This is a genomic window from Mixta sp. (genome assembly GCF_024610815.1).
Classification (GTDB): Bacteria; Pseudomonadota; Gammaproteobacteria; order Enterobacterales; family Enterobacteriaceae; genus Mixta; species Mixta calida.
In genome coordinates this window covers 23,475-35,145 of the sequence record NZ_JANION010000057.1, presented here as the reverse complement: position 1 = coordinate 35,145, position 11,671 = coordinate 23,475, and the positions used below count along the sequence as shown (strand labels likewise).

At 57.7% G+C, this 11,671-nt stretch carries 15 protein-coding genes; 10 read left to right on the top strand and 5 right to left on the bottom strand.

The annotated features are described in order from the left end of the window. Window positions 1-559: 559 nt before the first annotated feature. A complete protein-coding gene (locus tag MYY08_RS03545) occupies window positions 560-1,264 on the top strand; it encodes a phosphohydrolase (protein WP_038625357.1) in 705 nt (234 codons plus the stop codon). Between the two features lie 69 nt (window positions 1,265-1,333). Further along, on the top strand, window positions 1,334-1,642 hold the full coding sequence (locus MYY08_RS03540) for a hypothetical protein (RefSeq protein WP_038625358.1): 309 nt from the start codon (window positions 1,334-1,336) through the stop codon (window positions 1,640-1,642). Here the strand turns inward: MYY08_RS03540 and MYY08_RS03535 are convergent, their stop codons facing one another. Then, entirely contained in the window at window positions 1,643-3,238 is a 1,596-nt protein-coding gene (locus MYY08_RS03535; RefSeq protein WP_081981765.1) for a methyl-accepting chemotaxis protein, read from the bottom strand. Between the two features lie 267 nt (window positions 3,239-3,505). On the opposite strand from MYY08_RS03535, the gene MYY08_RS03530 reads away from it, so the two are divergent. Continuing rightward, window positions 3,506-4,915 carry a DNA cytosine methyltransferase gene (locus tag MYY08_RS03530; RefSeq protein WP_084970608.1) on the top strand — a complete coding sequence of 470 codons (1,410 nt, stop codon included), beginning with the start codon at window positions 3,506-3,508 and terminating at the stop codon, window positions 4,913-4,915. A 12-nt stretch (window positions 4,916-4,927) separates the two neighbouring features. On the opposite strand, the gene MYY08_RS03525 is transcribed toward MYY08_RS03530, so the two are convergent. Further along, entirely contained in the window at window positions 4,928-5,515 is a 588-nt protein-coding gene (locus MYY08_RS03525) for an alanyl-tRNA editing protein (protein WP_288013196.1), read from the bottom strand. Then, window positions 5,494-5,649, bottom strand: a complete 156-nt coding sequence (locus MYY08_RS03520) for a hypothetical protein (protein ID WP_159378696.1) — start codon at window positions 5,647-5,649, stop codon at window positions 5,494-5,496. Before MYY08_RS03520 ends, MYY08_RS03525 begins: the two co-directional genes overlap by 22 nt. 141 nt (window positions 5,650-5,790) lie before the next feature. Here MYY08_RS03520 and MYY08_RS03515 point away from each other — a divergent pair, with 141 nt between their 5' ends. After that, window positions 5,791-6,273 (top strand): very short patch repair endonuclease, encoded by a 483-nt coding sequence (locus MYY08_RS03515; RefSeq protein WP_038625363.1) that lies wholly within the window; start codon window positions 5,791-5,793, stop codon window positions 6,271-6,273. 26 nt (window positions 6,274-6,299) lie between these two features. On the opposite strand, the gene yedA is transcribed toward MYY08_RS03515, so the two are convergent. Next, window positions 6,300-7,214, bottom strand: coding sequence for a drug/metabolite exporter YedA (gene yedA, locus MYY08_RS03510; RefSeq protein ID WP_084970610.1), 915 nt, complete (start codon window positions 7,212-7,214; stop codon window positions 6,300-6,302). A 161-nt stretch (window positions 7,215-7,375) separates the two neighbouring features. Between yedA and MYY08_RS03505 the strand changes: the two genes are divergently transcribed. The 6 genes from MYY08_RS03505 (at window position 7,376) to MYY08_RS03480 (ending at window position 10,336) form a co-directional block, all read left to right on the top strand. After that, window positions 7,376-7,645 (top strand): hypothetical protein, encoded by a 270-nt coding sequence (locus MYY08_RS03505; protein ID WP_038625366.1) that lies wholly within the window; start codon window positions 7,376-7,378, stop codon window positions 7,643-7,645. Window positions 7,646-7,660: 15 nt separating this feature from the next. Continuing rightward, entirely contained in the window at window positions 7,661-8,563 is a 903-nt protein-coding gene (locus tag MYY08_RS03500) for a DUF808 family protein (RefSeq protein ID WP_288013189.1), read from the top strand. Between the two features lie 40 nt (window positions 8,564-8,603). Further along, window positions 8,604-8,735 (top strand): hypothetical protein, encoded by a 132-nt coding sequence (locus MYY08_RS03495; RefSeq protein ID WP_257152224.1) that lies wholly within the window; start codon window positions 8,604-8,606, stop codon window positions 8,733-8,735. A 258-nt stretch (window positions 8,736-8,993) separates the two neighbouring features. Continuing rightward, window positions 8,994-9,173 carry a YodC family protein gene (locus MYY08_RS03490; protein WP_038625370.1) on the top strand — a complete coding sequence of 60 codons (180 nt, stop codon included), beginning with the start codon at window positions 8,994-8,996 and terminating at the stop codon, window positions 9,171-9,173. A gap of 113 nt (window positions 9,174-9,286) precedes the next feature. Further along, window positions 9,287-9,964, top strand: a complete 678-nt coding sequence (locus MYY08_RS03485) for a LexA family protein (protein WP_038625372.1) — start codon at window positions 9,287-9,289, stop codon at window positions 9,962-9,964. Between the two features lie 105 nt (window positions 9,965-10,069). Further along, window positions 10,070-10,336 (top strand): hypothetical protein, encoded by a 267-nt coding sequence (locus tag MYY08_RS03480; RefSeq protein WP_038625374.1) that lies wholly within the window; start codon window positions 10,070-10,072, stop codon window positions 10,334-10,336. 90 nt (window positions 10,337-10,426) lie between these two features. Here the strand turns inward: MYY08_RS03480 and MYY08_RS03475 are convergent, their stop codons facing one another. Continuing rightward, the gene (locus tag MYY08_RS03475; RefSeq protein WP_038625376.1) at window positions 10,427-11,647 is read right to left on the bottom strand and encodes a glycosyltransferase family protein; all 1,221 of its coding nucleotides are present in this window, start codon (window positions 11,645-11,647) and stop codon (window positions 10,427-10,429) included. Window positions 11,648-11,671 lie beyond the last annotated feature (24 nt).

The window sequence follows — 11,671 nt, the reverse complement described above, 5'->3', positions numbered from 1 at the left end:
TTACTCATGATAAAAGGGGGCAATCATTTCAATAATTATTCATGAGAACCCCTTATCAAACTGCACCGCCTGTCAGGGAAAAGGGGACTGACGTCTCCCCGTCAGAAAATATTACCGTTTACGATAAATGACATACGCGTCTCAGTGCTTTATTGTATATTTTTACAGTAGCTTACCTGGCTGTAATGCGCAGAGACACCGTTTTCGTTAATTAGTTTGACTTAAGTCACGACGGCAACAATATCGCACAGGCTGGTCGGACATGCAGTACTCCTGTTGTCTGATTTATGCATGCATCATTACGATTTCTTATATTTTTTAGGAGATATCCTGAGAGACGGGAAAAGAAGGATGTTGCATTGATGTTGTTATTTTGTAGGGTGGTCATTATAACTTGATGTAGATCGCAATTTTAATGAAAGACTTACACAAGTGACAATGTCGATGGCGTCATTACGTTGTCACAAAAGAACGGTATATCCGCAACAGATCTATCGCTCCACGCTTGTTTACCGTCTCGCCATTCAGCATCTCCGCTAATAATAAGAAGGAGTAGATGATGTCCCTGACACTCTGGCAATCCCGCTTTGAAAACTGGCTGCATACCTCCTGGCCGCAGGATGATAAGGCGCACGACATCGCGCATTTTCGTCGTGTCTGGAAAACCGCGCAGCATATTATGCAGGGCACCGAGGCGGACCCGCTGGTGGTGTTAACCGCCTGCTATTTTCACGATGTTGTCAACCTGCCGAAGAATCATCCGCAGCGGCATCTCGCCTCCAGCAAGGCGGCGGTGGAAACGCGCCGTATTCTGAGCGAAGATTTTATCGATTTTCCCGTTGAACTGCATAACGCCGTGGCCCACGCGATACAGGCGCACAGCTTCAGCGCCGGCATTAAGCCGGAAACGCTGGAAGCGCGCATTGTGCAGGATGCGGATCGGCTGGAATCGCTGGGCGCCATCGGGCTGGCGCGGGTGTTCTACACCTCAGGCGCGTTGGGCAGGGCGCTGTTCGACAGCGACGATCCGTTAGGACGCGATCGTCAACTGGATGATGCCAGCTGGACGCTGGATCACTTTCAGAAGAAGCTGCTGCGTCTGCCCGACACGATGCAGACCGCAGAAGGGAAACGTCTGGCGCAACACAACGTCGCGTTTCTGGTCACCTATATGGCTAAGCTGTGCGCCGAGCTGCAGGGCGATCTGGTTTCGCTGGATGAATCTGTATTGCGCGACTTTACGCCGGTGATGGATGAATATTAAATTTTTGTGACAGTATGTTAAATTCTATCCCGTTCCGCTACGTTGACCCAAACAACCAGGAGGAATGGTATGACTGACACGGTTAGCTTAACGATTAAAATTGATCCCGCCTTAAAAGAGACCCTGAAAACGTTGGCGCTGGAAAACCAGCTTTCGCTGAGTCAGGAAGTCAGCCAGCGTTTGCAAGCCAGCCTGTTGACTCAACCGCATCCGGCGATCGATTCCCAGCACACCCAGGAAGGCGTGCAGGAAACTTTCCCGGAGGCGGCGCAGGAAAGCGTGCCGGAAGCGGCGCAGGAAGATGAGGCGCCGCAGCTGACCAGCAGCGAACTGAAACAGATCCGTTCGCTGCTGAAGAAAAACAAAAAGAAGAAGTAGCTACAGACTGAACTGGCGCACGCTTTGCGAAAGGCGCTGCGCCTGTTGGATCAACGTTTGTGAGGCGAGGGCGCTTTGCTGCGACAGCGCTTCGTTCTCTTCCACCTGTTGCGCCATGCGCGCAATCTCCGCAGCGATCTTACCGACGCGCTGGCTTTGCGCCGCCGCGTTCTGCTCCAGCTCCGCTAACAGCACCACAACGCCCGACACCTCGGTGCGGATCTCGCCATAGAGCGCCTCCAGCGCCTGCACGCGTTCCGACCCGGTAGCGATATGCTGATGCGTATGCTGAATGCGGCGATCGATCTCGCGCGTGGAATGGCTGCTCTGGTTCGACAGCAGGCCAATCTCTTTAGCCACCACGGAAAAACCGCGTCCGTAGACGCCGGCATGCGCCGATTCGATCGCCGCATTCAGCGCCAGCATTCGCGTTTGCAACGACAACCCTTCCAGCAGATTGACGATGCCGGCGATTTCGCCGGAGGCCAGCACGATATCCTGCATATGCGTATCGACCTGACTCACCATTTCGCCGCAGCGCTGCGTCAGGCTGTCGGTATGCTGCACCTGTTGAGTGGCATGATGGGTAAAGCGGCTGCTGTTCTCTACCTCTTCAGCCATGCGCGACAGGCGCGCGGAGATATGGGCAAAGGCGCTGCTCTGCTGCTGATTGCTGTGGTTAAGCGTGTCGCTCTGCCGCACCATGCCTTCCGCGCTCTGCATCACCGCGTCAGCAATAGCGTTGATTTCGCGCACGATATGCTGCAATCCCTGCTGCATCTGCGTCATCGCCTGCCACAGCTGCGCCATCTCATGCGACTGGCGGCCGCGCTGCGCCAGCGGCTGATTCAAATTGCCGATGGCGATATGTTTCAGCTCGCTGGCCGCCTGATTCAGCGGCCGCAGCACGCCGCGCAGCAGCAGCCATCCCGCCGTCGCCAGCATCGCCAGCAACAGCAGCGAGAAGAAGAGCAGCAGGTTGCGGCTTTCGGTCAGCGAATGCAGCGTCGCGTCGTTGGTTACGCCAGCCTGACGATCGGCCTCGGTCAGCGTGGCGCGCCATGCCTCGCTGAACTGCTGTTGAAACGCCTCCATCGGCACCATAAAAAAGCCGTCGATCGTGTTGTCGTTGAGGCTTTTCAGCTGCTCCTGCAACCCTTCCGTCAGCTGATTGAAGCTCTGCGACAGCGCGCTCTCCTTCGGCGCGCCGTAGCGGGAGAACAGCGACTGCGCCTCGGCCAACGCCGTCGCCGCGCTGGCTGCGAGCGGCTTCCAGCTGTCGACCGATCCGGTCTCCTTATCCTGCATAAACCAGATGCCGGCGCGATGGCTGTTGTCGCTGGCGGTCAGCAGCGCGACGCGCGCGTTTTCCAGCAGCGCCTGACGGGTATGCAGCTGCCGCGCGGTTTCCACCGTGGCGTGGCTGTGATTCACCGACAGGGTAATCATCAGCACGCTGGCGCACTGCAACAGGCAAAACAGAGCCAGAAAGGTCCAGAATCCGCCGCTGAGACTGAATAAAAAGGCGGGCAAGCGAAAAGCGGGACGACGCGCCAGGCGCGACAGACGCAGGGGAAGCACTGATAGTAGCGACATAATCCTTTCCAAAAAAATAAAAAGGAGTATTGGCGCGGCCGATGTCAATTTTGTGACAGCGGCCGCGCCGAAAGCAGTTTTAGTTTCTCTGGCTGAATTAAGACAAATCGCAGGCAGAAACGGCGAGGTTAATTTTCTTCATCGCCAGCATGGCGCGCATCCAGGGCTTGTCACTTCGCAAACCCGGCAAGGCGCGTCGCTAACTGATGGAGCGCCGGGTCAAACAGATGTTACACTTGCGCCACTTTTTTCCTGAACAGCAAAGTTATGAGCGAATTTGACGAACTGGCGCCGCCGCTGGCGCAACAGGCGCAGGCTGATGCGCAGAAAAAGCGCATTGAGGATATGCAGCTACTGGAAAAGGTGCTGGCGGTATACGATCGGAAAACCGTGGCGGCCCGTTTGCGCCAGCTCGGCCAGTATGAATGGACGCGCGAATCGCTCACTCGCTGGCAAAACGGCCAGGGTCAGTCGCGTTTGCTGACTGATGAAGAAACAGCGCAGCTGCGGCAGATGCTGCCCGCGCCGCCCGCGCATCATCCCAACTATGCTTTTCGCTTTATCGATCTTTTCGCCGGCATCGGCGGCATTCGCAGCGGCTTTGAAGCGATCGGCGGCCAGTGCGTATTTACCAGCGAATGGAACAAACATGCGGTGCGCACCTATAAAGCTAACTGGTACTGTGATGAACAGCAGCACCGCTTTAATCAGGATATCCGCGACGTCACGTTAAGTCAGCGCGCCGACGTCGATGAGCAGACCGCCTGGCGGCATATCGATGAGACGGTTCCCGATCATGACGTGCTGCTGGCGGGCTTTCCCTGCCAGCCTTTTTCGCTGGCCGGCGTTTCCAAAAAAAACGCGCTGGGCCGTGCGCACGGTTTCGCCTGCGAGGCGCAGGGCACGCTCTTTTTCGATGTAGCGCGCATTATCGCCGCCAAGAAGCCAGCCATCTTCGTGCTGGAGAACGTGAAGAATCTGAAAAGCCACGATAAGGGCAACACCTTCCGCATCATAATGCAGACGCTGGATGAGCTGGGCTATGAGGTGGCGGACGCCGATGCCGTCGGGCCAGACCCGAAAATCATCGATGGCCAGCATTTTCTGCCGCAGCACCGTGAACGCATTGTGCTGGTGGGCTTTCGCCGCGAGCTGGGGCTGAAGCCGGGCTTTACGCTGCGCGATATCGCCCGCTACTGGCCGCAGCGTCGTCGTACGCTGGCGGAGCTGCTGGAGCCGCAGGTCGATGAAAAATATATCCTGACGCCGACGCTCTGGAAGTATCTCTATAACTATGCGCGTAAGCATCAGGCGCGCGGCAACGGCTTCGGCTTTGGCCTGTTCGATCCTGCCAGCACGCACGGCGTGGTGCGCACCCTTTCGGCGCGCTATTACAAAGATGGCTCGGAGATCCTGATCGACCGCGGTTGGGATCGCGCCCTCGGCGAGGCGGATTTCGATCATCCCGATAATCAGCAGCGGCGGCCACGGCGGCTGACGCCGCGCGAATGCGCCCGGCTGATGGGTTTCGAGACGCCGGAAGGCCAGCCGTTCCGCATTCCGGTATCCGATACGCAGGCCTATCGCCAGTTCGGCAACTCGGTGATTGTGCCGGTCTTTGCCGCCGTGGCGCAGCTGCTGCGGCCCTGGATCGCCGAGGCGGTAAGCAAGCGATAATCAGCGTCGCCTTCAGTCAGTTAACAGCTCATAGCTGATGCGCACGCCGTTCTTCACTTTGATTTTCCGCAGCGCCAGCGCGCCGATCGCGCCGCTGTGGGGGACATGCGTGCCGCCGCAGGCGAAGGGGCGATAGTCGCCAATGGTCACGGTGCGGATCTGCGCCTGCTGCGGGATCTTATCCGCCAGTTCGGGACGCAGCGCGGCGATATCGCTAAATGAACCGGCGCCGATGCGAACAGGCAGCGAAGCGGCGATGGCGGCCTCGACCTGCTGCTGCACCAGTCGTAAAAAACGTTCCGCGTCGTCAGCCAGTTCGCCCTGAAACGCCACGTACGCGCCCGGCAAAAAGTGGTGGCCCTTGTCGGGAATGAGGCCGGGACGCAGCGTTTCCACCACATGCGAAATCAGATGCCCGGCGCTGTGCGAGCGTGACGCCATCAGACGAAAGGGCGCATCGATAGCCAGCCGCAGCGGCGCTTCAGGTTTAAGGTTATCCGGCAGATCCGTCAGGTAGTGGCGCACCGCGCCGTCGCGTTGCAGCGCCAGCTGGCACGTCAGCGTTTGTTCGCCCAGCGTCAGCGTGCCGCGGTCGGACATCTGGCCGCCGCCCTGCGGATAAAAACCGTGCGGTCGACGGCGATCCAGTTTCCCTTTTCATCCTCTCCCCAGGCGGTAATTTTCGCGTCGCAGCGCGTCGTCTCAGGACCGGTATGGCATAGCAGGTGCGTCATCTCTCTTCTCCTCAACAAAAAATTCAGTTTGGCAGTTTGCGCAACGGTTGGCTTGTAAATTATTGCTGCAGACGCAGCGGCGGTTTGCCGGTTTCTCCCGACGGCGCATACACTGTTAACAGACAACAAGGAGATATTGCTATGGCCGATGTGCATTCCGCCGCCGTACGCAGCAAAAATATGCGCGCGATCCGCACGCGCGATACTGCCATTGAACAGCGTCTGGGCGAGCTGCTGACCGATCGCGGCTTTCACTACCGGGTACAGGATAAGAATCTGGCGGGACGGCCCGATTTTGTCCTTGATGAACAGCGGGCGATTATTTTTGTTCACGGCTGTTTCTGGCATCACCATCATTGCTATCTGTTTAAGGTGCCCGCCACCCGCACCGCATTCTGGATGGGAAAGATAGGCAGCAACGTGGAGCGCGACCGACGGCATATCGCCCAGCTGACGCAGCAGCAGTGGAAAGTGCTGGTGGTTTGGGAATGCGCGCTGCGCGGCAAACTGAAGCTGGATGACGAGGCGATGATCAGCCGCCTGGAAGAGTGGCTCCTGGCGAGCGACAGCAACGCCGCTATCGATCACCAGGGAATGCATCCGTTAACGCTGCCGACCGGGTAAGGCCCGCTTTTTCACAGGTAAACGGATTATCTGTCGTTTTCTTCGGTGACGGCGCGGCGCTCAGGGAACAACGTTTTGCCCAGCGTCACCAGCACCACGGCGAAGATGATCACCGCCAGCGCCAGCCATTCGCGCGGGGAAAGCGTTTCGCCGCCGAATGAGGTGCCGAGCAGCACCGCTACCACCGGATTAACGTAGGCGTAGCTGGTGGCGATCGCCGGCGAGACGTTGCGGATCAGATACATATAGGCGTTGATGGCGATAATCGAGCCGAACAGCATCAGGTAGCCTAACGACAGGAAACCTTGAAGATCGGGCAGCGCACTCAAGCGTTCGCCGCTCAGCGCGCTGGCCAACAGTAGCGCCGCGCCCGCCGCCAGCATCTCAATTGCGCCCGCCATCGCCCCCTGCGGCAGCAGGATGCGCGACCCCAACACCGAACCGAATGCCCAGCTGAGCGCCGCAATCAGCACTAAAATCGCGCCCTGTGGATTGCCCGCCAGGTGGCCGCCGCTGTTCAGCAGCATAATGCCCGCCAGCCCGACCAGAATGCCAAGCCATTCGATTTTTCGCGTGCGAATGCCGAACAGACGGCTGAAGCACATCGCAAACAGCGGCACCGTCGCCACCATCACCGCCGCCAGGCCGGAGGGCACCTGCTGATGTTCCGCCAGCGTCACCAGACCGTTGCCGACCGCCAGCAGCAGCAGACCGATCAGGCCCGCATTCAGCGCGGCCCGACGTCCCGGCAGCGGCTGTCCGCGCCAGCGCAGGAACGCCAGCAGAATCAGCCCGGCCAGCGAAAAGCGCAGCCCCGCCAGCATCATCGGCGGCCAGCTCTCCACGCCGAGGCGAATGGCGAAATAGGTAGAACCCCAGACAATATATAAAGTAAACAGCGCCAGCGCTAAGGGCAGCGGCGCGGCAGCGGAACGCGACATTTTTTCAATCCGTCTGTAATAAAAGGCTTTTAATCTGCCATGATCCTGGCAAAATTACCTGCTTTTTTGCCGGGGCCGCCGTGTGATTTGGCGCAAAGTTTGCCAAAGCGAACCATAATTGCTTAGATCGCTGTTTTAGCCTGAACACTCTGGGGGAGAGCATGGCCAGCATTAAGCTGACGGTACGGCGACTCTATAAGCTGCAAGGAGAGCGCATGGTCAACACGCGCGCGACGGCGCGGGTGTATGTTGGCGATACGCTGGTGGCGACGGAAGAGATCACCGGCATGACGGAAAGCGCGGTCAGTAAATATCTGCACCATCATGCCGGAGAAGGGCCGGTGCGCGTTGAGTGGGACTGTGAAGGGATAGCTGATATGGCGGTCAGCGAGATACAGGTTTGCCCCTGTTGTCAGCATGATGAACTGTAATATAAGGAATTTAACTTGGCTGGAAGTAGCTTACTGACATTGCTTGATGATATTGCGACGTTGCTGGATGACATTTCCGTTATGGGCAAGGTCGCCGCGAAGAAAACCGCCGGCGTGCTGGGCGACGATCTGTCGCTGAACGCGCAGCAGGTGTCGGGCGTTAAGGCGAACCGCGAACTGCCGGTGATCTGGGGCGTCGCGAAAGGATCGTTTTTAAATAAGCTGATCCTGGTGCCGCTGGCGTTGGTGATCAGCGCCTTCGCGCCCTGGGCGATTACGCCGTTGCTGATGATCGGCGGCGCTTATCTCTGTTATGAAGGCGTGGAAAAGGTGATGCACAGCCTGCATCGCGATAAGAACGCCGAATCGCCGGAGGCGCGGCAGCTGCGGCTGAAGAAGCTGGTGGAGCAGGACCCGGCTGGCTACGAGAAAAAGAAAATCAAAGGCGCGGTGCGCACCGATTTTATTCTCTCGGCGGAAATCGTCGCCATCACCCTTGGTATTGTGTCCGACGCGCCGCTGCTGAACCAGGTGATCGTTCTGGCAGGCATCGCCATTCTGGTGACTATCGGCGTTTACGGCATCGTGGCGGGCATCGTTAAGCTGGACGATCTCGGCTACTGGCTGAGCGAGAAATCGTCGGCGGTGGCGCAGGGCATCGGCAGGATGCTGCTGGTGGCGGCGCCCTGGCTGATGAAAATCTTGTCGGTGGTCGGCACGCTGGCGATGTTTTTGGTGGGCGGCGGCATCGTGGTGCATGGCGTTCCGGCGCTGCATCACGCCATTACCCATTTCAGCGAAGGCTTCGGCGGCTTCATCGCCACGCTGCTGGAAAACGGCGCCAACCTGGTTATCGGCTTCATCATTGGGTCGATCGTGCTGTTGGCGGTAAATCTGATTGCGAAGCTGCGCGCTTAAGGTATAAAGAGCGGCGAAATTTGATTAACGGGAGCATGCCATGAACGACGATATGTTTGAGTTTGATATTGACGCCCAGCTGGAAGAGGCGCAGGCCAACGCGGAAAAGAAAGCGAGCGAACTGCCTGAGCTGATGGATGACGAAGCGGACTGCGAAGGCTGCAAAATCTGAATTTAAGCCGGGATCGGCTGGCGACGGTCGTGATCAAAACGCGCAAAAACGGACTCAGGTCCGTTTTTTTATGCCCTTTTTTCAGTAGGCTATAAATATTAAACGGCAGCGTCAATTTTTACGCGCTTTGTTTATATTCCTTATTTTTCACTGGCTGTTGCGTGTCAGCTCCGGCTTTTTATCTGCGCTGGAGGAAAATCCAGGTGCTGCCTGCTATACATAATGGGTGCTTTTTAACCTAACTAAGGAGGCCGCGTTATGTTTATCAGCGTCAGCGATGAAGTGAAGCATAAAGAGGGTGGTCAAACCATGATCGTCACTGGCATCGCCAGCGGAATGGTTGAGTGTCGCTGGTACGATGGCTACAGCGTCCGCCGCGAAGCGTTCCGTGAAGAAGAACTTTCTCCCGTGAACATCTCCCGTCAGCTCGCCAGCTAAATCCCTTTCCTGCGTGCCCGCCGGTCTTGACTGGCGGGCGACGATTTTGTACATTTGGTTCATTATTACGCATTTTTCGCGTTTTGGCGCGCTATTGATGAACCAGGTGAACTATGTCAGAAGAAACGTATCGTCAGGCTTTTTCCGCCAGGCTTATCGAAGCCTGCAATCGCAAAGGGCTGGAAGCGCATGGGCGCGGCGTCGCCCTGGCGCGCGCGCTGGCGGTAACGCCGCGCGCGGTGGGCAAATGGCTGAACGGCGAGGCGCTGCCGCGCGACGGCAAGATCCAGGCGCTGGCCGACTATCTTGACGTGAGCCGCGAATGGCTACAGCTGGGATCGACGCGGCTGGATAACAACGTGCGCAGCGTTACCCAGGCGCCCGCTATGCGCTGCTATCCGCTGATCAGCTGGGTCAGCGCCGGGCTCTGGAGCGAAGCGGTCGAACCCTGGTCGCGCGCGGAGATCGACCGCTGGCCCGCCACCACGCGCCACGTCAGCGAAAACAGCTTCTGGCTGGAGGTGAAAGGCGATTCGATGACGTCGCCGGTCGGCCTGAGCATCCCGGAAGGGATGATGATTCTGGTCGATCCCGATATCCCCGCCACATCAGGCAAGCTGGTGGTTGCCAGGCTAATCAACGCCAACGAAGCGACCTTTAAGCGCTATATCGAAGATGGCGGGCGCAAATACCTTAAGCCGTTGAATCCCGAATATAAAATGCAGGAAATTCATGATGATTGCCGCATCATCGGCGTGGTGGTGGAAGCAAAATGGGAAAATTTAGGTTAAGCGATCCCATTAACAAAATGAACTAATTGTTCTTGTTATTTATGTACTATTGGTTCATTATTAATTCATCCTTTCATCGCTGGGAAAAGAGGGATGGAGATGTTAATGAACGCGCTGTTGTTACTGTTAGGCATCGTGAAGGGCTGTGTGACCCGCCTGACGCTACAGGAGTGGGGCTATCTGCTGGGCGTGGCCTTCGCCATGCTGCGCGGCGGTATGATGTGGTATGACAACCGCACGGAACAGCGCCGTCGCACCGCCATATTTGAGCGCTATACCCGTCAGATGGCGCAGCGCGGCGTGCGGCAGGCGTGGAAGAAGCTGCGCCGCATTGAAACCAAATCGCCCGCGCAAAATCGTCCAAAAGAGTAGGGAAGCCGCTTATGCCTGCGCCCAATAAGAAGCCCGCCTTGATAGCGGGCTTCTTTATTCCGGTAGGAGGCGGCTCGCTTTGCCGTCGTCTTACACCTTGCCCTGGTTATCCTCTTCCACCGCCTGATAGATACGCTGCAAAATATCGGGGAAGGCGGACTGGACGCGGCTCCAGCTGGGGATAAACGGCTTATCGTTAGGCCGCTCCATAAACGCCAGTCCGGCATCCAGGATCGCCTGAGTGAACATCTCGACCGCCGCTTCCTCGCTGTGCTGATCGAAATGCAGCCCGTTCATGCTCGCCTCGTGGCTGTAAATTTCCATCATATCGAGCGCGTTGCGGTAGTAGGTCGCCTTCAGCACGCGGAAGGAGTCGCTGGTCAGGTTCACGCCCATGGTCGCCAGCTTGCGCATCAGCGACTGCACAATATCGTTGCTCATGCGACGCAGGCCGCCGGTGCCGTCCTCTTCCGACAGCGGCTGATGTTTATGATCGTAGTTATGGGCGATCTCGACCTGACAGGTCTGCCGCGTGGTGTAGTTGCGGTAGATCTCCGACAGCACGCCGATTTCCAGACCCCAGTCGCCGGGGATTTTAATGCCGTTCAGCACGTGGGTGCGCATGGCGAACTCGCCGGAGAGCGGATAGCGGAAGCTGGTGAGGTAGTCGAGATAATCGGAATGCCCATACACCTGCTGCAAAGAGCGCAGCAGCGGTCCTACCAGCAGGCGGCCCACGCGCCCGTTGAGTTTGTTGTTCGCGACGCGCGCATAGAAGCCTTTACAGAACTCATACTGAAACGCCGGATTCGCCAGCGGATAGAGCAGGCGCGCCAGCATGCCGCGCTCATAGGTGACGATATCGCAGTCGTGCAGCGCGACGCAGCTGCTGCGGTCTGAAGCGAGCGTATAGCCGGTACAAAACCAGACGTTGCGGCCTTTGCCTGGCTGCGTGGGCGACAGGCCCTCTTTATCCAGCTCTGCATCGATCGCCTTCAGGCGCGGACCGTCGTTCCACAAAATACGGTGGCGCTGCGGCAGGCGTGAAAAGAAGTCGCGCGCGAAAAGAAACTGATCGCGATCGGCGCGATCGAGCCCAATAACGATTTCCTCCAGGTAGGGCACTTTCGCCAGCTCATCAACAATATGGCTCAGCGCCGGGCCTTCCAGTTCGGAAAACAGCGACGGCAGAATCAAACCCATCTTGCGTTTACGCGCAAACTGTACCATCTCACTTTCCAGCGCCTCGGTTGAGCGGCCGGTCAGGTTATGAAAATTCGTTATGACACCGTTCTGGAAAAAATCACTCATATCTGGCTCCACATAAAGGCGGGC